At 63.1% G+C, this 23,749-nt stretch carries 19 protein-coding genes, 2 tRNA genes and 3 rRNA genes; 14 read left to right on the top strand and 10 right to left on the bottom strand.

Annotated features, from left to right (window positions below):
* The first annotated feature begins 138 nt into the window (after positions 1 to 138).
* The 5 genes from DIR46_RS10240 (at position 139) to rrf (ending at position 5,256) form a co-directional block, all read left to right on the top strand.
* Positions 139 to 1,674, top strand: a 16S ribosomal RNA gene (locus tag DIR46_RS10240).
* 82 nt (positions 1,675 to 1,756) lie between these two features.
* Positions 1,757 to 1,833: transfer RNA gene (locus DIR46_RS10235), tRNA-Ile, on the top strand.
* 21 nt (positions 1,834 to 1,854) lie between these two features.
* Positions 1,855 to 1,930: transfer RNA gene (locus tag DIR46_RS10230), tRNA-Ala, on the top strand.
* Positions 1,931 to 2,153: 223 nt separating this feature from the next.
* Positions 2,154 to 5,027, top strand: a 23S ribosomal RNA gene (locus DIR46_RS10225).
* Between the two features lie 116 nt (positions 5,028 to 5,143).
* A 5S ribosomal RNA gene (gene rrf, locus DIR46_RS10220) occupies positions 5,144 to 5,256 on the top strand.
* Together the 16S, 23S and 5S rRNA genes with 2 tRNA genes alongside form the textbook arrangement of a ribosomal RNA operon.
* Positions 5,257 to 5,446: 190 nt before the next feature.
* Here the strand turns inward: rrf and DIR46_RS10215 are convergent.
* The 4 genes from DIR46_RS10215 to DIR46_RS10200 all read right to left on the bottom strand — a co-directional run bounded on the left by DIR46_RS10215 (position 5,447) and on the right by DIR46_RS10200 (position 8,652).
* On the bottom strand, positions 5,447 to 5,788 hold the full coding sequence (locus DIR46_RS10215) for a DUF1840 domain-containing protein (protein ID WP_109345146.1): 342 nt from the start codon (positions 5,786 to 5,788) through the stop codon (positions 5,447 to 5,449).
* Between the two features lie 76 nt (positions 5,789 to 5,864).
* Positions 5,865 to 7,412, bottom strand: a complete 1,548-nt coding sequence (locus DIR46_RS10210; RefSeq protein ID WP_109345145.1) for a hypothetical protein — start codon at positions 7,410 to 7,412, stop codon at positions 5,865 to 5,867.
* Complete coding sequence (locus DIR46_RS10205) at positions 7,409 to 8,143, bottom strand: ABC transporter ATP-binding protein (protein ID WP_109345144.1); 735 nt, start codon at positions 8,141 to 8,143, stop codon at positions 7,409 to 7,411. Before DIR46_RS10205 ends, DIR46_RS10210 begins: the two co-directional genes overlap by 4 nt.
* An 8-nt stretch (positions 8,144 to 8,151) precedes the next feature.
* Positions 8,152 to 8,652 carry a hypothetical protein gene (locus tag DIR46_RS10200; protein WP_205289106.1) on the bottom strand — a complete coding sequence of 167 codons (501 nt, stop codon included), beginning with the start codon at positions 8,650 to 8,652 and terminating at the stop codon, positions 8,152 to 8,154.
* A gap of 194 nt (positions 8,653 to 8,846) precedes the next feature.
* On the opposite strand from DIR46_RS10200, the gene DIR46_RS10195 reads away from it, so the two are divergent.
* The 3 genes from DIR46_RS10195 to DIR46_RS27620 are packed head-to-tail and all read left to right on the top strand — an operon-like array spanning position 8,847 to position 10,247.
* Positions 8,847 to 9,122 carry a hypothetical protein gene (locus DIR46_RS10195; protein ID WP_109345143.1) on the top strand — a complete coding sequence of 92 codons (276 nt, stop codon included), beginning with the start codon at positions 8,847 to 8,849 and terminating at the stop codon, positions 9,120 to 9,122.
* Positions 9,119 to 10,072, top strand: coding sequence for a GlxA family transcriptional regulator (locus tag DIR46_RS10190; RefSeq protein ID WP_109345142.1), 954 nt, complete (start codon positions 9,119 to 9,121; stop codon positions 10,070 to 10,072). Before DIR46_RS10195 ends, DIR46_RS10190 begins: the two co-directional genes overlap by 4 nt.
* Positions 10,073 to 10,121: 49 nt before the next feature.
* Complete coding sequence (locus DIR46_RS27620; protein WP_282433186.1) at positions 10,122 to 10,247, top strand: hypothetical protein; 126 nt, start codon at positions 10,122 to 10,124, stop codon at positions 10,245 to 10,247.
* Between the two features lie 2 nt (positions 10,248 to 10,249).
* Here the strand turns inward: DIR46_RS27620 and DIR46_RS10185 are convergent, their stop codons facing one another.
* The 4 genes from DIR46_RS10185 to DIR46_RS10170 form a co-directional block, all read right to left on the bottom strand.
* Positions 10,250 to 11,767, bottom strand: coding sequence for a YifB family Mg chelatase-like AAA ATPase (locus DIR46_RS10185; protein WP_109345141.1), 1,518 nt, complete (start codon positions 11,765 to 11,767; stop codon positions 10,250 to 10,252).
* A 120-nt stretch (positions 11,768 to 11,887) separates the two neighbouring features.
* Positions 11,888 to 13,279 carry a YncE family protein gene (locus DIR46_RS10180; RefSeq protein WP_370659963.1) on the bottom strand — a complete coding sequence of 464 codons (1,392 nt, stop codon included), beginning with the start codon at positions 13,277 to 13,279 and terminating at the stop codon, positions 11,888 to 11,890.
* Complete coding sequence (locus tag DIR46_RS10175) at positions 13,276 to 13,668, bottom strand: DUF305 domain-containing protein (RefSeq protein WP_109345140.1); 393 nt, start codon at positions 13,666 to 13,668, stop codon at positions 13,276 to 13,278. The genes DIR46_RS10180 and DIR46_RS10175 overlap by 4 nt, the downstream gene beginning before the upstream one ends.
* A gap of 5 nt (positions 13,669 to 13,673) precedes the next feature.
* Positions 13,674 to 13,991: a CzcE family metal-binding protein gene (locus DIR46_RS10170; protein WP_162819487.1), complete on the bottom strand. Its 318-nt coding sequence runs from the start codon at positions 13,989 to 13,991 to the stop codon at positions 13,674 to 13,676.
* A gap of 151 nt (positions 13,992 to 14,142) precedes the next feature.
* Here DIR46_RS10170 and DIR46_RS10165 point away from each other — a divergent pair, with 151 nt between their 5' ends.
* From DIR46_RS10165 to DIR46_RS10150, 4 genes are all read left to right on the top strand, one after another.
* A complete protein-coding gene (locus DIR46_RS10165; RefSeq protein ID WP_109345139.1) occupies positions 14,143 to 14,814 on the top strand; it encodes a heavy metal response regulator transcription factor in 672 nt (223 codons plus the stop codon).
* A complete protein-coding gene (locus tag DIR46_RS10160) occupies positions 14,811 to 16,226 on the top strand; it encodes a heavy metal sensor histidine kinase (protein ID WP_162819486.1) in 1,416 nt (471 codons plus the stop codon). Before DIR46_RS10165 ends, DIR46_RS10160 begins: the two co-directional genes overlap by 4 nt.
* 207 nt (positions 16,227 to 16,433) lie before the next feature.
* Positions 16,434 to 17,336: an ABC transporter ATP-binding protein gene (locus tag DIR46_RS10155; protein WP_109345137.1), complete on the top strand. Its 903-nt coding sequence runs from the start codon at positions 16,434 to 16,436 to the stop codon at positions 17,334 to 17,336.
* A 10-nt stretch (positions 17,337 to 17,346) separates the two neighbouring features.
* Complete coding sequence (locus DIR46_RS10150) at positions 17,347 to 20,928, top strand: ABC transporter permease/M1 family aminopeptidase (RefSeq protein WP_109345136.1); 3,582 nt, start codon at positions 17,347 to 17,349, stop codon at positions 20,926 to 20,928.
* A gap of 68 nt (positions 20,929 to 20,996) precedes the next feature.
* Here the strand turns inward: DIR46_RS10150 and DIR46_RS10145 are convergent, their stop codons facing one another.
* Entirely contained in the window at positions 20,997 to 21,524 is a 528-nt protein-coding gene (locus DIR46_RS10145) for a DUF1579 family protein (protein WP_162819485.1), read from the bottom strand.
* A gap of 192 nt (positions 21,525 to 21,716) precedes the next feature.
* Between DIR46_RS10145 and DIR46_RS10140 the strand changes: the two genes are divergently transcribed.
* Together DIR46_RS10140 and DIR46_RS10135 are read left to right on the top strand one after the other, a co-directional pair.
* On the top strand, positions 21,717 to 22,085 hold the full coding sequence (locus DIR46_RS10140; RefSeq protein ID WP_109345134.1) for a YfeK family protein: 369 nt from the start codon (positions 21,717 to 21,719) through the stop codon (positions 22,083 to 22,085).
* 191 nt (positions 22,086 to 22,276) lie between these two features.
* Positions 22,277 to 23,275, top strand: coding sequence for a tetratricopeptide repeat protein (locus tag DIR46_RS10135; protein WP_109345133.1), 999 nt, complete (start codon positions 22,277 to 22,279; stop codon positions 23,273 to 23,275).
* Between the two features lie 22 nt (positions 23,276 to 23,297).
* Here DIR46_RS10135 and DIR46_RS10130 read toward each other — a convergent pair whose 3' ends face one another.
* Positions 23,298 to 23,681: a SirB2 family protein gene (locus DIR46_RS10130; protein WP_307719134.1), complete on the bottom strand. Its 384-nt coding sequence runs from the start codon at positions 23,679 to 23,681 to the stop codon at positions 23,298 to 23,300.
* Positions 23,682 to 23,749: the final 68 nt, after the last annotated feature.

The raw sequence follows: 23,749 nt of genomic DNA, 5'->3' as shown, positions 1-23,749 counted from the left end.
TCGGTTCTTGATTACTTAAATTATCAAATGTTCACAAAAAGTATTAACGTTGTCTCAGCAATGGGATGACGGTCAGTATTTTGAGTGAGCGACTCCGCAGCAATGCGGATGACTCGAAAGAGTCAACAAACAGAGATTGAACTGAAGAGTTTGATCCTGGCTCAGATTGAACGCTGGCGGCATGCTTTACACATGCAAGTCGAACGGTAACAGGGAGCTTGCTCCGCTGACGAGTGGCGAACGGGTGAGTAATATATCGGAACGTACCCAGAAGTGGGGGATAACGTAGCGAAAGTTACGCTAATACCGCATACGATCCACGGATGAAAGTAGGGGACCTTCGGGCCTTATGCTTTTGGAGCGGCCGATATCTGATTAGCTAGTTGGTAGGGTAAAGGCCTACCAAGGCGACGATCAGTAGCTGGTCTGAGAGGACGACCAGCCACACTGGAACTGAGACACGGTCCAGACTCCTACGGGAGGCAGCAGTGGGGAATTTTGGACAATGGGCGCAAGCCTGATCCAGCAATGCCGCGTGAGTGAAGAAGGCCTTCGGGTTGTAAAGCTCTTTTGTCAGGGAAGAAACGGTAGAGGCTAATATCCTTTGCTAATGACGGTACCTGAAGAATAAGCACCGGCTAACTACGTGCCAGCAGCCGCGGTAATACGTAGGGTGCAAGCGTTAATCGGAATTACTGGGCGTAAAGCGTGCGCAGGCGGTTTTGTAAGTCTGACGTGAAATCCCCGGGCTCAACCTGGGAATTGCGTTGGAGACTGCAAGGCTAGAATCTGGCAGAGGGGGGGTAGAATTCCACGTGTAGCAGTGAAATGCGTAGAGATGTGGAGGAACACCGATGGCGAAGGCAGCCCCCTGGGTCAAGATTGACGCTCATGCACGAAAGCGTGGGGAGCAAACAGGATTAGATACCCTGGTAGTCCACGCCCTAAACGATGTCTACTAGTTGTCGGGTTTTAATTAACTTGGTAACGCAGCTAACGCGTGAAGTAGACCGCCTGGGGAGTACGGTCGCAAGATTAAAACTCAAAGGAATTGACGGGGACCCGCACAAGCGGTGGATGATGTGGATTAATTCGATGCAACGCGAAAAACCTTACCTACCCTTGACATGTACGGAATGCCGAAGAGATTTGGCAGTGCTCGAAAGAGAACCGTAACACAGGTGCTGCATGGCTGTCGTCAGCTCGTGTCGTGAGATGTTGGGTTAAGTCCCGCAACGAGCGCAACCCTTGTCATTAGTTGCTACATTCAGTTGAGCACTCTAATGAGACTGCCGGTGACAAACCGGAGGAAGGTGGGGATGACGTCAAGTCCTCATGGCCCTTATGGGTAGGGCTTCACACGTCATACAATGGTACATACAGAGGGCCGCCAACCCGCGAGGGGGAGCTAATCCCAGAAAGTGTATCGTAGTCCGGATCGTAGTCTGCAACTCGACTACGTGAAGTTGGAATCGCTAGTAATCGCGGATCAGCATGCCGCGGTGAATACGTTCCCGGGTCTTGTACACACCGCCCGTCACACCATGGGAGCGGGTTTTACCAGAAGTAGGTAGCTTAACCGCAAGGAGGGCGCTTACCACGGTAGGATTCGTGACTGGGGTGAAGTCGTAACAAGGTAGCCGTATCGGAAGGTGCGGCTGGATCACCTCCTTTCTAGAGTAGCACCGGCAGCGAAAGCTGCATCATCAAGCGTCCACGCTTATCGACTGTTGAACAAGTAAAGAACAGTTTTATCGGGGCTGTAGCTCAGCTGGTTAGAGCACCGTGTTGATAACGCGGGGGTCGTTGGTTCGAGTCCAACCAGCCCTACCAAGTTTCAGCATGACCTCAAATGGGGGATTAGCTCAGCTGGGAGAGCACCTGCTTTGCAAGCAGGGGGTCGTCGGTTCGATCCCGTCATCCTCCACCAAAAAAGTTCAAACGTAAGTCGTCAGTAAATGACTGATGAGATTTAGGTTTGATCTTTTCGAGATCACTGTTTTTTCGTTCTTTAACAATCTGGAAGAAGTAAAGTTTTTTTAAGCGTGTGCGAAAGCACACACTTAGGGTAGTAGTAATTTGTATCAAGCAAACATAGTTGTACTCTTGATCTATGACGATCTCTGTAACTCATGCAGAGGCCAACGTTATAGGGACAAGTGAATAAGTGCACATGGTGGATGCCTTGGCGATTACAGGCGATGAAGGACGTAGTAGCTTGCGATAAGCTGCGGGGAGCTAGCAAACGAGCTTTGATCCGCAGATTTCCGAATGGGGAAACCCGGCCTTTTAGGTCATTGCATGCTGAATACATAGGCATGCAAAGCGAACGCGGCGAACTGAAACATCTAAGTAGCTGCAGGAAAAGAAATCAACCGAGATTCCCAAAGTAGTGGCGAGCGAAATGGGATGAGCCTGTATGTGATAGTCGGACTGATAGTGGAAGCCTCTGGAAAGCGGCGCCATAGTGGGTGATAGCCCCGTACACGAAATCAGATCGGTGGTACTAAGCATACGACAAGTAGGGCGGGACACGAGAAATCCTGTCTGAACATGGGGGGACCATCCTCCAAGGCTAAATACTCGTAATCGACCGATAGTGAACCAGTACCGTGAGGGAAAGGCGAAAAGAACCCCGGGAGGGGAGTGAAATAGATCCTGAAACCGTGTGCATACAAACAGTCGGAGCCTCTTCGTGGGGTGACGGCGTACCTTTTGTATAATGGGTCAGCGACTTACATTCAGTGGCGAGGTTAACCGAATAGGGGAGCCGTAGAGAAATCGAGTCCGAACAGGGCGACAGTCGCTGGGTGTAGACCCGAAACCAAGTGATCTACCCATGGCCAGGATGAAGGTGCGGTAACACGCCCTGGAGGTCCGAACCCACTAATGTTGAAAAATTAGGGGATGAGCTGTGGGTAGGGGTGAAAGGCTAAACAAACTTGGAAATAGCTGGTTCTCTCCGAAAACTATTTAGGTAGTGCCTCAAGTATCACCATCGGGGGTAGAGCACTGTTATGGCTAGGGGGTCATTGCGACTTACCAAACCATTGCAAACTCCGAATACCGATGAGTGCGAGCTTGGGAGACAGACATCGGGTGCTAACGTCCGGTGTCAAGAGGGAAACAACCCAGACCGCCAGCTAAGGTCCCAAAGATTGGCTAAGTGGAAAACGAAGTGGGAAGGCTAAAACAGTCAGGATGTTGGCTTAGAAGCAGCCACCATTTAAAGAAAGCGTAATAGCTCACTGATCGAGTCGTCCTGCGCGGAAGATGTAACGGGGCTAAGCCAGTCACCGAAGCTGCGGATATCCGTAAGGATATGGTAGGAGAGCGTTCTGTAAGCCTGCGAAGGTGTCTTGTAAAGGATGCTGGAGGTATCAGAAGTGCGAATGCTGACATGAGTAGCGATAATGCGGGTGAAAAGCCCGCACGCCGTAAGCCCAAGGTTTCCTGTTCAACGTTCATCGGAGCAGGGTGAGTCGGCCCCTAAGGCGAGGCAGAGATGCGTAGCTGATGGGAAGCAGGTTAATATTCCTGCACCGTCGTATGATGCGATGGGGGGACGGATCGCGGAAGGTTGTCTGACTGTTGGAATAGTCAGTTTTTGACTCATAGAAGGTGCTTAGGCAAATCCGGGCACGTAATTCAAGGGGTCGAGACGAGTTGCCATGTGCGACGAAGCAATCGGAAGTGGTTCCAAGAAAAGCCTCTAAGCTTCAGTCATACGAGACCGTACCGCAAACCGACACAGGTGGGCGAGATGAGTATTCTAAGGCGCTTGAGAGAACTCGGGAGAAGGAACTCGGCAAATTGGTACCGTAACTTCGGGATAAGGTACGCCCTAGTAGCTTGATTGGTTTACTCCATGAGGGCCAAAGGGTTGCAATAAAATGGTGGCTGCGACTGTTTAATAAAAACACAGCACTCTGCAAACACGAAAGTGGACGTATAGGGTGTGACGCCTGCCCGGTGCTGGAAGATTAAATGATGGGGTGCAAGCTCTTGATTGAAGTCCCAGTAAACGGCGGCCGTAACTATAACGGTCCTAAGGTAGCGAAATTCCTTGTCGGGTAAGTTCCGACCTGCACGAATGGCGTAACGATGGCCACACTGTCTCCTCCCGAGACTCAGCGAAGTTGAAATGTTTGTGATGATGCAATCTACCCGCGGCTAGACGGAAAGACCCCATGAACCTTTACTGTAGCTTTGCATTGGACTTTGAATCAATCTGTGTAGGATAGGTGGGAGGCTTTGAAGCGGGGACGCCAGTTCTCGTGGAGCCATCCTTGAAATACCACCCTGGTTCATTTGAGGTTCTAACCTTGGTCCGTTATCCGGATCGGGGACAGTGCATGGTAGGCAGTTTGACTGGGGCGGTCTCCTCCTAAAGTGTAACGGAGGAGTTCGAAGGTACGCTAGGTACGGTCGGACATCGTGCTAATAGTGCAATGGCATAAGCGTGCTTAACTGCGAGACCGACAAGTCGAGCAGGTACGAAAGTAGGACATAGTGATCCGGTGGTTCTGTATGGAAGGGCCATCGCTCAACGGATAAAAGGTACTCTGGGGATAACAGGCTGATTCCTCCCAAGAGTTCATATCGACGGGGGAGTTTGGCACCTCGATGTCGGCTCATCACATCCTGGGGCTGTAGCCGGTCCCAAGGGTATGGCTGTTCGCCATTTAAAGTGGTACGTGAGCTGGGTTTAAAACGTCGTGAGACAGTTTGGTCCCTATCTGCCGTGGGCGTTGGAAATTTGAAGGGGGCTGCTCCTAGTACGAGAGGACCGGAGTGGACGAACCTCTGGTGTACCGGTTGTCACGCCAGTGGCATTGCCGGGTAGCTAAGTTCGGAAGAGATAACCGCTGAAAGCATCTAAGCGGGAAACTTGCCTTGAGATGAGATTTCCCGGAGCCTTGAGCTCCTTGAAGGGTCGTTCGAGACCAGGACGTTGATAGGCTGGGTGTGGAAGTGCAGTAATGCATTAAGCTAACCAGTACTAATTGCCCGTACGGCTTGTCCCTATAACCTTGGTAGTCCAAGGTCGAGTACAACTGCTCGATACAAAGCTACAACCCAACAATACTTCTTCCAGATTCAGAGCAGGCGCGAATTGTCGCGACTGCTCGTACAAGTCATGCCTGATGACCATAGCAAGTCGGTCCCACCCCTTCCCATCCCGAACAGGACCGTGAAACGACTTTGCGCCGATGATAGTGCTGCAACCAGTGTGAAAGTAGGTTATCGTCAGGCTAGTTATATGAAAAACCCCGCTCAGAAATGTTCTGAGCGGGGTTTTTTGCTTTCTGTCGCGGAAAAACGTCGTGAATCCACGGAGATGGATTACTCATAGGATAGCTGGGCGCGCGGATGACAGAGCCATCCACGCTATGGCGCGATCAGGTATCGGATCGGCCTCGGCCAGCCTCAGACCGCGAGAATGTCAAACACCCCACAAGATATCGGTCTTGTTATCCCGCGCCGAGCGCATCATTTCCAGCAGCGGATACATCCGTGCCGAGAAGGTGACCACCTCGATCGGTTGATGTTCGTGGTCATCTTCATCGCGATGGTGCGCGTGGACATCTTGCGCCACCTGCTCGGTCACCTGGTGCTTGCGGCTCTCTTCGATCTCGGCCTCAAGGCGCGGGATCACTTGTTCTGCTTCTGCCGCGGTGATGACACCGCGTTCCGGTTCCTTGTGCAACAGGTCGAGGATGCGCTTGGCATGCTCCTGGTACATCAAGACCTCTGGGTAGGATCTGCATTTAAAAGTAATCAACATGGCTATCTCTTGGTTTTGTTAGTGTCTGAACGATAGCACGACTGACGCAAGCTCACAGTGCGCGCGCTCGCACAACTCAGGCATGTTTTGCCCTCAGGATCCAGGCGACCCCAAGCACGACGACAGCCAGCGCACCGCTCCCCATCACTGCCAGCATGCTCGCATCCGACAAAGGCGTGCGCGTCGCCCCGGCCAGGAACCAGCCCAGCGCTCCCCAGGCCAGGTTGTTCAATAGCTCGAGCATATTCATCACGAACCCACCCTTGCCGCGGCCCTTGAAATTGCTGCGCACCCCAGGCCGGCCGCACCAGAACACGATCAACCCGGCGCCCAGCACGGCGCCGCACACCACGAAACAGACGATCAGCCCCGCAGCCGGCGTACGAACGGTCAGCCACAGCAGCGGGGCCGCCACCAGTGCGAGCACCGGCATGACGGCGGCCGCCAGTTTGGCGCGCCGGACCGTGCGCATCGACGCGGGCGAGACCAGCAGCAGGTCCGGCGCATCCTCGGCGGACAGCGCGATCCAGGCCAGCGCGCCGGTCAGCGAGCCGCACAGCAGCGTCAGCCCGGCGCCCAGCGCCTGCACCTGCACGTCGGTGCGCTGAAAAATGAGGAAGAACAGCGGCAGCAGGAACAGCAGCTGCAGCAGCACCTGCGACAGCAGATGCGGATCGCGCACGATCAGGCGCCACTCTTTGACGACGACGGTATGGAACAGGCTGCGGCCGAAGTGGTGACGCTGGAGCGTGGTGGGCGCCGTTCCCGCACGCGTCTCGGACGCCGCCAGTTGCAGGCCATGCGTAAAGAAACGATGCGTAAGCCGCGCCGTCAGCACGAATACCACGGTAGCCAGCGCCGCCAGCAGCAGTATCGGCAGCGGTTCACCCAGCATGGCGCGTGCCGGCAGCAGCAACAGGTGATCTTCCACGCCGTCCTGGCGCAACAGGCTGTCCAGCATCCCGCGCACGCGGCCCTGGACATCCCTGGACGACAGCGCATGCAGCTGGGATACGATGACGAACAGGGCTCCGGCCAGCGCCCCGATCACCTGGGCCACCACGCGGGTGCGGCGCGCACCGAGCACCCGCACCAGGCCGAGCGTGAGCAGCATCGCAAGGCAGCTGCACAGCACCGCGACCGAGACCACGCCCGGATAGATGCCGAGCCAGCGCCACTGCCCCTGCAGCAGGCCGGCATGGGCGAACGGCGCCAGGAAGAACAGGTACACGGCGGCGGTGCTGGCCGCCACGCCGGCCAGGCGCACGGTAAAAATGCTGTGCGAGGGCAGGGGCGACGACAGCAGCAGATCGAGGTCGCTGCGCTCGAACAGCACCAGCACGCTCGACTTGATCGCCGACGACAGCATGAAGGCCGCGCCGCCCGCCAGCACGGCCGAGATGGCGAACAGGATGCGCGGATCGTCGCCCTGGCTGCCGGCCAGGGCGCGCACGGTCACCCATGCCAGCAGGTGCAGGGCGGCCCAGCCGACCAGCGCCAGGCCGATCGCCGCATTGGCGGGCCGCCGCTTGCCGGCGCCTTCCTTGCCGCCCGAGGCATTGAACCAGGCCAGCCGCAGCTCGTGCCGCAGCAGCCAGCCGACGCTGCCCGGCGCCGCCCTCATGGCGCGGCCGTCAGCTGCAGGAATACGTCTTCCAGGCTGCCGCCCTGGGTGCGGACACGCAGCTCGTCCAGCGTGCCCTCGGCGATCAGGCGGCCCTGGCGGATGATCCCGATGCGCTGCGCCAGCCGCTCCGCCACTTCGAGGATGTGCGTGGTCAGGATCACCGTGCCGCCCTTGGCGACGTGGGCCAGGAGCAGGTCCTTCACCTGGCGCGCCGCGACCGCGTCCAGGCCGGTCAGCGGTTCGTCGAGGATCAACAGCTCCGGTTCGTGGATCAGGGCTCCGGCCAGGGCCAGCTTCTGCTTCATCCCGCGCGAGAATCCTTCAGTCAGCTCGTGCGCATGCCGGCTCAGGTCGAGCCAGTCGAGCAGCTCGCGTGCGCGCGCCTCGGCTTCCCTGGCGCGCACGCCCCATAGCCCGGCCACGAATTCCAGGTACTCGAAGGGCTTGAGCTTCCCGTACAACATCGGCTCGTCCGGCAGGTAGGCCATCCTGGCCTTGGCCGCCGCCGGTGCGCCGGCCAGGTCGATGCCGAGAACCTCGATGCTGCCGGCGTCCGGCGCCAGCAGGCCGGTCACCAGCCTCAGCGTGGTGGTCTTGCCGGCGCCGTTGGGGCCGAGCAGGGCATAGAACTCGCCGCGCCGCACCACCAGGTCGAGTCCATCGACGGCGGGACGGTCGAAATCCTTGCGCAGGCCGGCCAGGCGCAAGGCGGCAGGATGGGCGTCCATGGCTGGCCTCACTGGGCTGAAAACGACGACAGGAACTGCTCGACCTGCTCCGTCGGCGCGGCATCGGCGGGGCCGAGCACGATGACCTGGTAGAAGCGCTCGCCGCGCGCCTCGAAGCGGCCATGCAGGCGCATCGGCTTGCCGTTGGCGGCGCCCGTCGCCTCCACGCGCAAGCCTTCCTGCGGCGCCGGCGCCGCATCCTCGCCGGCGCCGATATTGCGCAGCAGGGCCTGGCGCATCGCCGGAAGTGCAGCGCGGGCGTGTGCGGCATCGGGCGCCGTGGCGGCGCCGACGGCGAAGGTGGCGCCGTCGACTTCGGCCGCCGTCATGGTCATCTCCACCCGCAAGCCGTCGAGGTCCACCGCGCGCGTAAAGGTGGCAGGCTTGGCCGGGAACAGGATCTTGTAGCGGCCTTCCTGGCTCGCGTGTTCGCGCCAGTTATAGGTGGGATTGCAGCCGGCCAGCAGGCTTGCCGCCAGCAGGGCCGGGACGAGGATGCGCAAGCGCATTCGGAGAGGATTGGTTGGTCGCATGGCACGATAGTAGCAGCAGCGCCTCCCTCCTTTGCCGTTTTTTGGGGAGAGGCGGGAGCGGTATTCTTTGGACCTGGCGGCATGGCCGGATGTCCTGAATCGGGGGATTTACGTCCGCTCCCGAGGGGAAACTTCTGAGACCATTCGCCGAACAAACCAAGTCCAGGGGAATGGCCATCCGCGCCCAGCTCGAGAGCGGCATCAACTTCGGCATCTCGGCCGCTTTGTGGGGCAAGGCGACGGTGGCGGAAGGACTCATCCAGCAGTCGAACTTCCACGACGTGCGGGTCATGCGCATCAACGAGGCGCCCGCCGCCGAGAGCCATATCGTGGCCAGCCGCGGAGCGCCGGGCGGGCCGGTCTGCATCGAAAGATGGAGGACGTCGGGCCGCCCGGCGCGTCTTGGCGTATTATTTTCTCTGTCGCGCATTCTAGGATCATCATGAAACGCAGAATCGGATTCCTGCTGTCGCCCGGCTTCCAGGCGCTCGACCTGATGGCCACCACCGTATTCGAGATCGCCAACGGTCTCGACGGGGGGCCGTTCTATGACATGACCATGCTGTCGGAGCACGGCGGCGTGCTCGCCAGCTCGTCCGGCGTCGGCGTGTTCACCGAAGCCTTCGACCGGCGCGACTACGACACCCTGATCGTGGCAGGCATCATGACCCCGGTCGGCTTCAGGTCGAGCGCGCCCTTCCTGAACTTCCTGCGCGAAGCCAGCGCGGCCTCGCGCCGCACCGCCAGCATCTGCACCGGCGCCTTCATCCTGGCCGAGGCCGGGCTGATCGACGGCCGCCGCGCGACCACCCACTGGGCGCTGGCGCGCGACCTGCAGCGCGCCTGTCCAAAGTCGCGCATCGAGGAAGACCGCATCTACATCAACGACGGCCGCGTGTGGACCTCGGCCGGCATGACCGCCTGCATCGACCTGTGCCTGGCGATGGTGGAGGAAGACCTGGGCAAGGACGCGTCGAAGCACATCGCGCGCCACATGGTGGTCTACCACCGCCGCAGCGGCGGCCAGTCGCAATTCTCGGCCCTGCTCGAGCTGGAGCCGAAATCGGACCGCATCCAGCAGGCGCTCACCTATGCCAAGAGCCACCTGCGGCGGCCGCTGTCGGTCGACGAGCTGGCCGAGGCGGCCAACCTGAGCACGCGCCAGTTCAGCCGCACCTTCCGCCTTGAGACCGGGCAATCGCCGGCGCGCGCGATCGAAGTGCTGCGGGTCGAGGCGGCGCGCGCCATGATCGAGACCAGCAACCACTCAATCGACGTGGTCGCGCGCGAGACCGGCTTCGCCGACCCCGAGCGCATGCGGCGCGCCTTCCTGCGCGCCTTCGGCCAGCCGCCGCAGGCGATCAAGCGCGCGGCGCGCGAGCAGGCGCTGGCCTAGCGGTCTACCCGGCCGGCACGGGCAGTACGCGGGCTTCGCGCTGGGCGCCATGCTTGGCGGCCTGGCCGTGACGCGCTGGTCGGCCGGACAGGTGGGCTGGGTTGGCAGCGGCTTCGAGGTGCTCGCCGTGATGCTGACGTTGGCCGCCGGCGGCCGCGCCGCCGCGCCCAAGTGACTTCAGTCGTCGCGCAGCGCGCGCCGATACCCGATCGCCTCGGCCACGTGCTTCGACCTCACCTCATCCACGTCCGCCAGGTCGGCGATCGTGCGCGCCACCTTGAGCACGCGGTGGTAGGCCCGCGCCGACCAGTGCAGGTGCCGGGCCGCGTCGTGCAGCAGCCGGCGCCCGGCCTCATCGGGCGCGCAATGGCGATCGATCTCGCCCGGCCCCAGCCCGCTGTTGGTCCGTCCCTGGCGCGCGAGCTGGCGCGCATGGGCTTGCGCCACGCGTTGCGCGATGCTCGCACTCGATTCGCCATCGGCCTGCGCGCCCATGCCTTCCAGCGCCATGGCCATCACCGGCAGCTGGATGTCGATGCGGTCGAGCAGAGGCCCCGATATGCGCCCCTGGTAGCGCAGCACGGCGTCCGGCGTGCAGCGGCACTTGCCGCTGGCATGGCCCAGCCAGCCACAGGGGCAGGGATTCATCGCCGCGATCAGCTGGAAGCGCGCCGGGAAGTCGGCCTGGTGGGCCGCGCGCGAGATCGTGATCGATCCCGATTCCAGCGGTTCGCGCAGCACTTCCAGTACGCGCCGCTCGAACTCGGGCAGCTCGTCGAGGAACAGCACCCCATGATGGGCCAGCGACACCTCGCCCGGCCGCGGCAGGTTGCCGCCGCCGACCAGGGCCACGCCGGACGTCGTGTGATGCGGACTGCGAAACGGCCGCTGGCGCCAGCGTTCGGGCGCGAAGCCGCCGGCCAGCGACTGTACGGCGGCCGATTCGAGCGCCTCGGCTTCGCTCATCGGCGGCAGCAGGCCGGGCAGGCGCGCCGCCAGCATGCTCTTGCCGGCGCCTGGCGGGCCGACCAGCAGGACGGAGTGCGCTCCGGCCGCCGCCACCTCGAGCGCGCGCTTGGCGTGCTGCTGGCCCTTGACCTCGGCGAAGTCGGGATAGGAAGGCAGCCGCGCCATGCCGGGGCCATGATGGCGCGCCAGCTTCGGCGCGTCGGGCGCGTTGGCGAAGTGGGCGCAGACCTCGAGCAAGGTGCGCGCCGGAAGGATTGCGGCCGCCTCGACCAGCGCCGCTTCGTCGGCGTTGGCCAGCGGCAGGATGAAGGCGCGCATGTCATCATCACCGTCACGCGCCATCGCGAACGCCATCGCCAGCGCGCCGCGCACCGGGCGTAATTCACCCGACAGCGACAGTTCGCCGGCGAATTCGTAGCGGTGCAGCGCATCGTGGCGGATCTGGCGCGAGGCGGCAAGGATGCCCAGCGCGATGGGCAGGTCGAAACGGCCGGACTCTTTCGGCAGGTCGGCCGGCGCCAGGTTGATCGTGATGCGGCGCGCCGGGAGGTCGAAGCCGGAATTCTGCAGCGCGGCGCGTACACGGTCCTTGGCTTCGCGCACCTCGGTATCGGGCAGGCCGACGATCGCGATGCCAGGCAGGCCGTTGGCAAGGTGGACTTCGACATTGACTGCGGGCGCTTCCATGCCGGCCAGGGCGCGGCTTCTCAGGACGGCCAGGCTCATCGATTTTCCTTTTCTCGTGCTCCGGGACGCTTTATCGTAAAGCGTTCGGCACGCGAGCTGTTGAGAGCGAACATGGCGCGGCGCCGCCGCCGGGGGCGAGCACCGCGCATGGCGCCTGGGTCAGCGCGCGTCGACCAGCACGGCGCGCGCGCGCGATGGGGCCGTGGCGCCCTCCATCACCAGGATGCCCCGGCCCGCCGGCGTATCCGTGCCCTCGGACATGCCATAGGCCTTGACGGGGCCGATGACGGCGCCGCCCGCCGCGCCGTTCGCATCGGTCATGAAGTTGGCGGCAGGTTTGTCCATCCCGGCAAGATAGACGCTGTACCCCGTCGTTGGCTTGAGCTTGAACAGCGACACTTCCAGCGAGTCGACGATCCCGAGGTTGCGGACCACGGCAAAGCCACGGCCGCTGCCTTGCATCGCCTGCAGCGACACGTTGACGGGATCGTCGTTGAGTCGCGGCGAGAGGTTGGGAGCCGAGTTCGGCAGGCCGACCCCGGCGAGGTAGACCAGGGCCTGGGGCGCCTGGCCGCCGGCCATGCGGGCGATCACCTTGTTGCTTGCCGTATCGATGACATCGACCCCGTCGCCGTTTTCCAGCCCCACGTACAGCCGGCTGGAGTCGGTGGACGTCCAGATGCCGTGTGGCAGGGCGCCGGTCGGTATGGTGGCGAGCAGCTTCGCCTGGCGCCCGGTACTGAACACCTTGACGGCGTTCTCGCCGCCGACCGTCACGTAGGCCAGCACGTCGCGGCCGACGGTCGCGAAGGCGAGGTGATTGGTGATGAAGCCGGTGTCGACCGTTCCCGTCACCTCGAGCGTGCGGGTATCGATACGGGTGACCTTGCCGACGTCCTTGTGCGTCATCCAGATTTCCCGGTGGTCGGGCGTGAACTGCAGGAACGGCGAGAACGGGCTGGCCACCGGGATGCGCTTCACGACCCGGCGCGACTTGACGTCGATCACGTCGACTTGCGGCGTGAAGCTCGAGACCACGAACGCCAGCTTGCCATCCGGATGAAACTGCACCATGCCCGGCCCGGGCGCGGTCTGGATGCGTCCGGTCTCCCTGAAGGTTCCGGGGTCGATGACCGATATATAGTCTTCGCCGCGCACCACTACCCAGGCTTCCTTGCCGTCGGCAGTAAAGAAGCCTTCATGGGGCGAGCGGCCGAGATAGGTCTTGCCCTTGACCTGGTTGGTCGCGGTGTCGATGAAGATGGCGGAGTTGGAGCCGTTGGAGACGACCAGCAGTGTCTTGTGGTCCGGCGAGAAACCCAGCCCATGTACGTTGATTTCGCCCTTGTACAAAGGCGAAAGGACATCGGGCCGGCGATTGCCGAGGCGTATCTGGCCGAGCAGGCGGTTGCTCGAAGGATCGAACACCGAGACCGTGTTGGTGTTCTGGTCCGCGGTATAGACGCGGTCCGTCGCTGCAGGCGCGGCATGGCACGCCGCGGCCGCGCTCATGGCGATCGCGGTCGCGGCGAGAAAATGGCATCGAATCATGGTTGTCCTTCCTTGTTCTGGTTGTGCAGCAGCCAGGCGCGCATCAGGTTGATCTCGTTCTGCTGCTCCGCGATGATCCCGAGCGCCAGGTTGCGCAAGGCCGGGTCGTGCGTGTGCAGGAGGACTGCCTTGGCCATGTCGACGGCGCCCTGGTGATGGGGAATCATCATCGTGATGAAGTCGTGCTCCGCCCGGCCATTCATCGGCGCCCGGCGCATGCCATCGTCCATCACCGCCATCGCATCTGCCATCAGCTGGTCGAAAGACCGGGTGCCGGCCGCCTGGAAGGCCGGTGCGCCGGCGGTGGCCGGTACGCCATGGCCATGGTGCGCGTCCTGGGCGGCGACGTTCGTGCAGCTGGCTGCAAGCAAGATTGCAAGGGTGCGCATCGTGTTCAGCCCTGGTAGATGGGGTTGGGAAGAACCCAGATGCGCACCTTCCCGACGGCCGTGCCTGCGGGGGCGATCGTCTCGAGATCGAGCACGGCTTCCCGGGTGCGGGTGTTGAAGTTCCAACCGATGCGTTGATCGTCCAGCACGAAATGCACGGTCTCGCCGTCATATACGTTGATGTTACGGGTATCGGCTTTTACCTTGACGAGGCGGCCGGGTGATTCAGGGGTCGCAGGGCTGCCGTAGTCCGACGCCGATGGCGCGGCGGCGCAGACCTGGGCGGCAAAACCGAGGGAAACAAGCAGGGCGATGGTTTTCATGGCGGTTCCTTTTCGTGGTGGGCAGCTTGCAGCTGCGATGGAAACCAGCTTAATGGCCTGGTCCTGACACCGGCATGACGCCATCATTACAATTAAGTAATCCACGACCCGGCGAAGAGCGCGCACAATATCGCCAAGGAGAACAGTTCGGATGCGCATACTGATTGTGGAAGACGAGCCCAAGACCGGGGACTACCTGCACAAGGGGCTGCAGGAGTCCGGCTTCACGGTCGACGTGGCGCGCAACGGCGTGGACGGCCTCAACCTGGCGCTCGAGCTCGATTACGAGCTGGTCGTCCTCGACGTGATGCTGCCGCGAATGGATGGCTGGACCGTGCTGCGTCGCCTGCGCGAGCGCAAGGATATCCCCGTCCTGTTCCTGACCGCCCGCGACGATGTTCCCGACCGTGTCCACGGACTCGAACTTGGCGCCGACGACTATCTCGTCAAGCCGTTCGACTTCACCGAGCTGCTCGCGCGGATACGCACCCTGCTGCGGCGCGGCCCGGTGCGTGAGGCGACATTCATCCGGCTGGCCGACCTGGAGATCGACGTGGTGCGCCATCGCGTCGCGCGCGCCGGCCAGCGCATCGACCTCACGCCCAAGGAATTCGCGCTGCTGCATCTGCTGGCCAGGCGACAGGGCGAGGTCATGTCGCGCTCCCAGATCGCGTCCCAGGTGTGGGACATGAATTTCGACTCCGACACCAATGTCGTCGACGTCGCGATCCGCCGCTTGCGCGCCAAGATCGACGACATGTGGCCGGACAAGCTGGTGCATACCGTGCGTGGCATGGGGTATGTCATGGAGCTGCGCGCGTGAGGCGGCAACGGCTATCGATCGCGCTGCGTCTGGCATTGCTGTTTTCCGCGATCGCCGTCATCATCCTGGTCGTGATCGGGGCCTACTTGTACCGCACCCTGGCTACCCAGATGCTGCTGCGCGACGACACCGACCTGCTGAACAAGGCCGCGGTGCTGCGGCACCTGCTCTCGGGCGAGCCATCGGCGGCCACGCTGCGGGCGGCGCCGGGAAGGGTGCTGAGCACGGTGTACGGCGAAGGCGTTTCCTTGCGTATCGAGGATGCGCGGGGCCGCCCGCTGGCGTACAGCGGGCATTCGCCGCACGCACGCGGAACGCCGCCGGCGGTTCCGCTCGGGCAGGCGCCGCGCGTGATGGACATCCGCGAACTGACGACCGCCACGGGACGGGCGCGCAGCCTCACGCTGATGGCGGCCACCGCCGATGGCGCGCCGCTGCGGGTGTCGATCGCGCGCGAGCGCTCCGAGCGTCTGCTGGTGCTCAGGCGCTACGCGGGCGATCTGGTCGGCGCGCTGGTGGCCGGGGCCGCGATCATGACCCTGTTCGCATTCGCCATCGTGCGCCACGGACTGCGTCCGCTCCAGCAGGTCACGGCGCAAACCGACGAGATCAGTGCGCATCGCCTGAACCAGCGCCTGCCGGTCGACACCGTGCCGGTCGAGTTGCAGGGCCTGAGCATCGCCTTCAATGCGATGCTCGACCGTATCGAAGAGGGCATGCAGCGCCTCGCCGTGTTCGGCGCGGATCTCGCGCACGATATGCGCACCCCCGTCAACACGCTGATGGTGGAAACCCAGGTCGCCCTGTCGCGCTCGAGATCGGCCGAGGAATACCAGGCGCTGATGGCGTCGAACCTCGAAGAGTACGAGCGCCTCGCCCGCATGATCGAAAACACGCTGTTCCTGGCGCGCGCCGAAAATGCCCAGCTGAAGCTGGAGCAGCGCAGCCTGGATACCCGTGCCGAGCTGTCGCGGATACGTGACTATTTCGAGGGACTGGCCGACGAGTCGGGTGTGGCGCTGACGCTGGACGCGCGCGGCGCGACGACCGCGGTGCGGGCCGAGCCGATCCTGTTCCAGCGTGCCGTCGGCAATCTGCTGTCCAATGCGATCGCTCACACCGCCAGGGGCGGCGCCGTGAGCATCCTGGCAACGTCGCAGGACACCTGCACCGTGATTTCGGTCAGCAATACGGGGGCGGGCATCCCTGCCGACCAGATCGACAGGATATTCGACCGCTACTATCGCGGCGACCAGGCGCGCTCGGTGGAAGGCGCGTCCGCCGGCCTGGGCCTGGCGATCGTGCGTGCGATCATGCTGTTGCATGATGGAAAAGCGGTTGTTGACTGTACCCAGGCGGGATGGACGACTTTCACCCTGCACTTCCCCAACACGCCCGTGCAACACACATGAGGGATGGTTTGCCCGCATGGTCGCCACGGCCATGACGGCGCCGTCTCCCGGTCCGGTGCATTCGCCGTCACGCGCATGTCCATGGAATCGTCGTCCATTCCCGTATTTCGACAGCTTGTCACAAAATCCTGACATTGCATTTCATTAACGTTACATTATCCGGAAGGGATTACCTGCCACATCAACCGCCTCCTGGAGTGACCGCCGATGTTATCGATCAAGCAGCTCAACAAGACCTATGCCAATGGCGTCAAAGCCATCAACGATGTCAGCCTCGAGATCCCGAACGGCATGTTCGGCCTGCTCGGGCCGAATGGCGCCGGCAAGTCCTCCTTGATGCGCACCATCGCCACCTTGCAGGATCCCGACAGCGGGAGCATCCACTTCCACGGCCTCGACGTCCTGGCCGATAAAGAGGGGCTGCGCCGCCAGCTAGGCTATCTGCCGCAGGACTTCGGCGTCTATCCGAAGGTCAGCGCCGAAAAGCTGCTGAACCACTTCGCCGTCCTGAAAGGCCTGACCGCGAAGGGCGAGCGCAAGGAGATCGTCGAAGCCCTGCTGCACCAGACCAATCTGTGGGAGGCGAGGAAGCGCGGCCTGGGCACCTATTCGGGCGGCATGCGCCAGCGCTTCGGCATCGCCCAGGCGCTGCTCGGCGCACCGCGCCTGGTGATCGTCGACGAGCCGACCGCCGGCCTCGATCCCGACGAGCGCAATCGCTTCCTGAACCTGCTGGCCAAGATCGGCGAGGAGGTGGTGGTCATCCTGTCGACCCACATCGTCGAGGACGTGACCGACCTGTGCCCGCGCATGGCCATGATCGCCAAAGGCACGGTGCTGCTGCAGGGCGAGCCCCAGGCCGCGATCGACACCCTGAAAAGCCGCGTGTGGCGCCGCACCGTCAGCCAGGAAGCCCTGCCCGAATACCAGCAACGCTTCAACGTGCTGTCCACCCGCCTGGTGGCGGGCCGGCCGCAGATCAACGTGTATGCCGAGTCGCAGCCGGACGATGGTTTCGTCAGCGTCGAGCCGGACCTGGAAGACGTCTACTTCCTGCAGATCCGCAATGCCGGCCGCGCGGCCGGCCAGGCTGCGCCGGTGACGGCGTGAGGAGGGCGGCATGCTGAAAGAATTCTTCAAGTTCGAGCTGGACTTCCAGCTGCGCCAGCCCCTGCTGTGGGTATGCGCGCTGGTCTTCGGCGCGCTGGCCTTCGGCGCCACCACCAGCGACGCGATCCAGGTCGGCGGCAGCATCGGCAACGTCAACCGCAATGCGCCGGTCGTAGTCGCACAACTGCTGGGCTTCTTCAGCCTGATGTCGATGTTCGTCGTCACCATCTTCATCGCCGGCGGGGTGCTGCGCGACGGCGAGATCGGCATTTCCGACATGCTGTTTGCCACGCCGATGAAAAAGCACGACTACCTGGTCGGCCGCTTTGCCGCCGGCCTGGTGGCGTGCCTCCTCATCTTCGCCATGATCGTGCTCGGTTCGATGCTCGGTCCCATGATGCCCTGGATCGACGCCCAGCGCGTCGGCCCGTTCCCCGGCGCGGCCTACCTGTGGGCGCTGGGCGTGCTGGTCGTGCCCAATCTGTTCTTCATCGGCGCCCTGCTGATGCTGCTGGCCGCCACCACCCGTTCGATCATGATGGTGTACGTCGGCGTGATGGCTTTCTTCGTGCTCTGGATCGTCGCAGGCAGCTTCACCTCGGACATCGACAACGAGTGGATCGCCGTGCTGGCCGATCCCTTCGGCATGCGCGCGCTCGCCCGCGCCACGCGCTACTTCTCGAGCGCCGAATCGAATGCCGGCCTGCCTGATATTGGCGGCTACATGCTGGCCAACCGCCTGCTGTGGAGCGCCGTCGCCCTGGTGCTGGTCGGCCTGACCCTGGCCCTGTTCAAGCCGCAGCGCGCCGGGACCGGCAAGCGCCTGTTCGGCAAGGCCAAGGCGCAGGCCCTGCCTTCCGTCGTGCAGGTAGCGGTCGCCCTCCCGCGCGTCGCGCCACGCTTCACCCGCGCCACGCGCTGGGCCCAGTGCTGGCACATCTTCGCCTTCGATGCCATCGCGGTGTTCAAGAGCGTGCCCTTTCTCGTCCTGCTGCTGTTCGGCGTGCTGAACATGGTAGGCAGCTCGAGCCAGCTCGACGCGCTGTTCGGCACCGACGTCTACCCGCGCACGCACCTGATGATCGAGCTGCTGAACGGGTCGTTCAACTTCCTCCTGATTATCATCCTGACCTTCTATGCGGGCGAGCTGATCTTCAAGGAACGCCAGGCCAGGATCGCCGACGTGAGCGACGCCATGCCGATGCCAGACTGGGCGCCGCTGGTTGCCAAGAGCCTGGCGCTGGTGGGCGTGGTGCTGGTCTTCCTGTTCGCCGGGATCCTGACCGCGATCGCCATCCAGCTGTTCCGGGGCGGGGCTCCGGTGGAATTCGGGGTGTACGTCAAGGGCGTGTTCATGGCCGGCCTGCCGTTCGTGCTGATGGCGCTGATCGCCATCGTGCTGCAGGTCGTGACCAACAACAAATTTCTTGGCTACCTGCTGGTGATCGTCCTCCTGATCGCGCAGATCGTCCTGTCCGTGATGCACCTCGATCACAACCTGTACAACATCGCGCTGCTGCCGGACACGCCGTATTCGGACATGAACGGCTTCGGCCATTTCGTCACCGGCTGGGCCTGGTTCGCGCTGTACTGGACGCTGTTCTGCCTGGCGGCGCTGATCGTGGCCCAGGCCTTCTGGGTGCGCGGCCTGTCGGTCGAGTGGCGTGCGCGCGTGCGCCAGGCGGGCCGCCGCCTGAAAGGCGGCGCGGGCGTGACGCTGGCGCTGTGCACGATCGCCTTCGCCCTGGTCGGCGGCTGGATCTTCCACAACACCGTGACCCTGGGCCGCTATGAAGCGAAGAACGTGAGCATGGACAAGCAGGCCCGGTACGAGAAGAACTACCGCCAGTACAAGGACCTGCCGCATCCGAAGATCATCGACGTGCGCGCCGCGGTCGACATCTATCCCGAGCAGCGCCGCGTGACGGTCAAGGGCAGCTACGTCCTGGAGAACAAGACCGACCAGCCGCTCGATACCCTGCGCCTGCAGTTCAACCCCGACGTCGTCACCACCCTGGGCAAGCTGCCGCCGCACCAGGTGGTGCTGGACGATGCGGAATCGGGCTTCAGGATCCTGAAGCTGGCCGAACCACTGGCGCCGGGCGCGCGCCTGCCGCTCCACTTCACGGTCGATGCGCATCGGCAGGGTTTCTCGAACTCGGGTGAGGCCGACACCTTCAACCTGAACGGCACCTTCTTCAACAACCACGAGTTCTTCCCGATGCTCGGCTACCAGTCCGACTACGAGCTGAAGGACCGCAACGAGCGCCGCAAACGCGGGCTGGGCGAGCCGCAGCGCATGCCCAAGCTCGAGGACGAGGCCGCGCGCGCCGATTCCCTGTTCGGGGGCGGCGCGGACTGGATCGGCTTCGAGACCACGGTGTCGACCAGCGGCGACCAGATCGCGCTGGCGCCGGGCTACCTGCAAAGGTCGTGGAAGGAGAACGGCCGCAACTACTATCACTACAAGATGGACCAGAAGATGATGCCGTTCTTCGCCTACCTGTCGGCGCGCTGGCAAGTGAAGAAGGGCGAGTGGAACGGCATCCCGATCGAGATCTACCACGACGCCAAGCACGGCTACAACGTGGACCGGATGATCGAGGCCACCCGCAAGTCGCTGGACTACTTCACGACCGAGTTCACGCCTTACCAGCACAAGCAGGTGCGCATCCTGGAGTTCCCCAACTACCAGACCTTCGCCCAGTCGTTCGCCAATACCATCCCGTTCTCGGAGTCGATCGGCTTCATCGCCGACCTGCGCGACAAGGAAGACATCGACTACGTGTTTTACGTGACGGCCCACGAGATGGCGCACCAGTGGTGGGGCCACCAGGTCACGGCTGCCAACGTGCAGGGTTCGAGCATGCTGATCGAATCGCTGTCGCAGTACTCGGCGCTGATGGTGATGGAAAAGGAGTACGGACGCCACCAGATGCGCCGCTTCCTGCGCTATGAACTGGATCGCTACCTGCGTTCGCGCGGCGGTGAGGTGATCGAAGAGCTGCCGCTCATGCGCGTGGAAAACCAGGACTACATCCACTACCGCAAGGGCAGCCTGATCTTCTACCGCCTGCGCGACGAGATCGGCGAACAGGCGTTGAACCGCGCGCTCAAGCGCTTCCTCGAAGACAAGGGTTATCAAGAGTCGCCGTTCACCACCTCGAAGGAGCTGCTCGACTATATCCGCGCGGAGGCGCCCGCCGACAAGCACGCCCTGATCTCGGACATGTTCGAAAAAATCGTGTTCTACGATAACCGCGTGATGGAAGCGTCAGCGAAGAAGCGCCCGGACGGCCAGTGGGACGTGACGATGAAGCTGCACCTGGCCAAGATGGAAGCCGACGGCAAGGGCAAGGAAACCGCGCGCGCCTACGACGAGCCGGTGGAGATCGGCGTGTTCGCCCGCGCCAAGGGAGCCAGGGAAGCCGACGAAAAAGCGCTGCTGCTGGAAAAGCGGGTGCTGTCCGGCGACAATCCGGTGGTGACGGTCACGGTGAAGGAGCAGCCGTTCGAGGTGGGCGTCGATCCCTACAACAAGATGATCGACCGCGTGTCGCGCGACAACCGCAAGGAGGTCAGCGTCGAATGACGCCGGGCGCCCAGGCCACCGCAGCGGCCTGGGCGCTGATTGACTCACTCACTCACCCACTCATTCATTCAGTCACGTTTGACTTTATAGCGCGCGAAGTGCTTCCACGTTCCATCCGGCTGGCCGGATTCGAGCGAGAACTGCCAGGACCCGGCGGCCGGATCGTAGCGCCAGGTATTGCGGAACGGTCCGGTCGCGTAGGGTATGACGAACTGGATGGTATCGCCGTCGATCTGCCCCGTCCCGTGCGGGATCGAGTACTTTGGTCCGAAGCTGTCCATCCAGTGCGCGATGACGGTCTTGCTGGCGGCATCGTAGCCGATATAGACGACGGCCTCGTACTGGGCCGGCACCTGCACATCCTTCATCCGCAGCGCGGTGAACGTGCCTTGCAGCGCGGGTTCCGCCGTCATCCGGTAGGTCACCGGCTTGCCGCGCACGTCGCCGGACATGCGCCAGTCGCCATCGAGCTGGCGCAACAGCGGAACGGGCGAAGCGGCGGCGCTGGCTGCTGGCGCCTGTGCCCAGGCCAGTGCAGGAAGGCCAAGCGCCGCGCAAACGGCGGCGCGCGTGAAGAGGTGCAGAGGTGTCGTCATGATGGGCGCGGTGGTGGGAACGGCATCCAGTATAAACAGCAGTGACGCGCCAGAGTTCGTCGGCCAGCCAGGACGATGTCCGGACCCCGATTTTATCCGTACCGCATGCACCGTTCGATTGGCGGGGACGTCGCATGAAAGCGGCGATGGCGGCATACTGGCGCTTGTTCATCTCCATTCCTCTGCCTCACGATGAAACGCTTCACGGCCATCCTGTTGATCATCGCACCGCTGTTCGCGCATGCCGAACCGGCCCCCGCCGCGCGCCAGGAAATCGCCCACCTGATCGGCTACCTGACCGCATCGGGCTGCAGCTTCCAGCGCAATGGCAACTGGCACGACGCCGCGCAAGCGGCAAAACACCTCCAGCGCAAATACGACTATCTGCTCAAGCGCGACCTGGTCGCTTCAAGCGAGGATTTCATCGCGCGCGCCGCCAGCGAAAGCAGCCTCAGCGGCAAGCCCTACCAGGTTCGCTGCGGCGGCAATGCGCCGGTCGCCAGCGCCGCCTGGCTCGGGGCCGCGCTGGCGAAGTACCGCGCTGCGCGTCCATCCCGCTGAGTTGCGCGTCCGGTGAATTCGTCCCGACCGCCACGCTTGCCATGCAGGCTATCTTCGCTATCCCCGCTGCATTGACGCATGGACGCCTTTCGTGTAAGGATTTGTTCTATATTAAATAACAAAAAATACTTGAGCGCGCAAGCGGGACCGGCCGCCACGGAAAGGGCCGGATCCCGACGAGAGGGAATGCAATGCTGGCTAAGAGCTTGGCACGTTGGGTGCCGGTGTTGCTATTGGGGGTGTGCGGTGGCGCCGCACAGGCTGTCCACACCGACCCGATTGCACTGCTGGTGCACCAGAAGCGCTATGCAGAGGCGAGCAGTGCGATCAAGGCCAGGCTGGCGCGCGATGACACCGACGCGACGGCACTGGCGGCGTCGGTCGACCTGAGCATCGCCCGGGGCGAGACGGACGACTTGCCTCGGGCGCGTATTGATGCCGAACGCTGCGTCGAGGCCAATCCGGACAGCAGCGTCTGCGCCGAAGCGCTGGGGAACGTCATGCTGGCGCAGTCGCGCGCCGGCGGCCTGGTCGCGTTCGTGCGCAATGCGCATGCGACGCGCGACACCCTGGAGCGCGCGATCCGCTTCGATCCGATGAATTACCGCGCCCGCGTGACGCTGATGGTCTTTTATCTCGATGCGCCATTCTTCCTGGGAGGCAGCGAGGTGCGCGCGCGCGAACTGGCCACCGAAACGTGGCGCCTCGACCCCGACCTGACCCGCCTGATGCGCGCCATGTGCGCATTCGACGAGGGAAAGCTGGACGAGGCCGAGCAACACATCCTGGCGGCCGACCCGACGCGCTATGAGCTGGTGCAGGGCAGCCAGCGCGAGCTGCTGCTGACCCTGGCCAGCGCCCACCTCGACGCCGGCCGCTATGCGCAGAGCGGCCGGCTGTTCGAGGAACTGAGCCGCCGCCTGCCGTCCAGCGAGCATGGGCCCTACGGACTGGCGCAGGTGGCGCGCGCCCAGGGACGGCTGGCCGAAGCGGCGCTGCAGCTGGAGAGGGCGGCGGCGATCGCCCCCAGGCCCTATGTCTACAAGACGCTGGGCGAAGTCTACGAAGCGCGCCACGACCGGCCGCGCGCGATCGCGGCCTACCGGGCGGCGCTGGCGGGCGTCCCACCGCTCGCGCGGCGCGAGCGGAAGCAGGTGACGGCGCACCTGGCGCAGCTGAAGCGGCGCTGATGCCTACCCGGCAGACCGCATTTCACCCGGCGATCAGCGGATTCTTGGTGACCGCCACCGCCAGGATGTAGGCGAAGCAGGCCAGCGCGCCGACGAAGGCCAGGGCGCGCACCTGGCGCGTGCGGCCGCGCCTGAGCGCCACCGTGCCCAGGCCGATGTAGACGACCAGCGCCACCAGCTTGGCGGTCAGCCACGGCGCCTGGCCCGGGTACTGGCTGCTCCATACCGCCAGGCCGATGGCGCTGCCCAGCAGCAGCGTGTCGATCACGTGCGGCGCGATCCTGACCCAGCGCCGCTGCAGGTGGCGCGATTCGGCCAGCATCCACAGGCCGCGGACAAGAAACAGCGCGCCGCTCAGGACGGCGAAGGTCATGTGGACGTGCTTGAGGGCGTAGTAACTCATCATGAGGCCGGGACTGGTTGCGACCCCGGCAGTATGCCTGAGCCGGCCCCGCGAACGCCTCTTTTCAAAGG

It is taken from the genome of Massilia oculi, assembly GCF_003143515.1.
Taxonomy (GTDB): domain Bacteria; phylum Pseudomonadota; class Gammaproteobacteria; order Burkholderiales; family Burkholderiaceae_D; genus Telluria; species Telluria oculi.
This window is presented reverse-complemented; position numbering and strand designations above follow the sequence as displayed.

What these genes read in the sequence shown, in the direction of transcription:
- DIR46_RS10215 (WP_109345146.1), bottom strand. Translation starts at nt 5,788, where the DNA reads ATGTTGATTACTTTTAAATGCAGATCCTACCCAGAGGTCTTGATGTAC.
- DIR46_RS10210 (WP_109345145.1), bottom strand. Translation starts at nt 7,412, where the DNA reads ATGAGGGCGGCGCCGGGCAGCGTCGGCTGGCTGCTGCGGCACGAGCTG.
- DIR46_RS10205 (WP_109345144.1), bottom strand. Translation starts at nt 8,143, where the DNA reads ATGGACGCCCATCCTGCCGCCTTGCGCCTGGCCGGCCTGCGCAAGGAT.
- DIR46_RS10200 (WP_205289106.1), bottom strand. Translation starts at nt 8,652, where the DNA reads ATGCGCTTGCGCATCCTCGTCCCGGCCCTGCTGGCGGCAAGCCTGCTG.
- DIR46_RS10195 (WP_109345143.1), top strand. Translation starts at nt 8,847, where the DNA reads ATGGCCATCCGCGCCCAGCTCGAGAGCGGCATCAACTTCGGCATCTCG.
- DIR46_RS10190 (WP_109345142.1), top strand. Translation starts at nt 9,119, where the DNA reads ATGAAACGCAGAATCGGATTCCTGCTGTCGCCCGGCTTCCAGGCGCTC.
- DIR46_RS27620 (WP_282433186.1), top strand. Translation starts at nt 10,122, where the DNA reads ATGCTTGGCGGCCTGGCCGTGACGCGCTGGTCGGCCGGACAGGTGGGC.
- DIR46_RS10185 (WP_109345141.1), bottom strand. Translation starts at nt 11,767, where the DNA reads ATGAGCCTGGCCGTCCTGAGAAGCCGCGCCCTGGCCGGCATGGAAGCG.
- DIR46_RS10180 (WP_370659963.1), bottom strand. Translation starts at nt 13,279, where the DNA reads ATGATTCGATGCCATTTTCTCGCCGCGACCGCGATCGCCATGAGCGCG.
- DIR46_RS10175 (WP_109345140.1), bottom strand. Translation starts at nt 13,668, where the DNA reads ATGCGCACCCTTGCAATCTTGCTTGCAGCCAGCTGCACGAACGTCGCC.
- DIR46_RS10170 (WP_162819487.1), bottom strand. Translation starts at nt 13,991, where the DNA reads ATGAAAACCATCGCCCTGCTTGTTTCCCTCGGTTTTGCCGCCCAGGTC.
- DIR46_RS10165 (WP_109345139.1), top strand. Translation starts at nt 14,143, where the DNA reads ATGCGCATACTGATTGTGGAAGACGAGCCCAAGACCGGGGACTACCTG.
- DIR46_RS10155 (WP_109345137.1), top strand. Translation starts at nt 16,434, where the DNA reads ATGTTATCGATCAAGCAGCTCAACAAGACCTATGCCAATGGCGTCAAA.
- DIR46_RS10150 (WP_109345136.1), top strand. Translation starts at nt 17,347, where the DNA reads ATGCTGAAAGAATTCTTCAAGTTCGAGCTGGACTTCCAGCTGCGCCAG.
- DIR46_RS10145 (WP_162819485.1), bottom strand. Translation starts at nt 21,524, where the DNA reads ATGACGACACCTCTGCACCTCTTCACGCGCGCCGCCGTTTGCGCGGCG.
- DIR46_RS10140 (WP_109345134.1), top strand. Translation starts at nt 21,717, where the DNA reads ATGAAACGCTTCACGGCCATCCTGTTGATCATCGCACCGCTGTTCGCG.
- DIR46_RS10135 (WP_109345133.1), top strand. Translation starts at nt 22,277, where the DNA reads ATGCTGGCTAAGAGCTTGGCACGTTGGGTGCCGGTGTTGCTATTGGGG.
- DIR46_RS10130 (WP_307719134.1), bottom strand. Translation starts at nt 23,681, where the DNA reads ATGATGAGTTACTACGCCCTCAAGCACGTCCACATGACCTTCGCCGTC.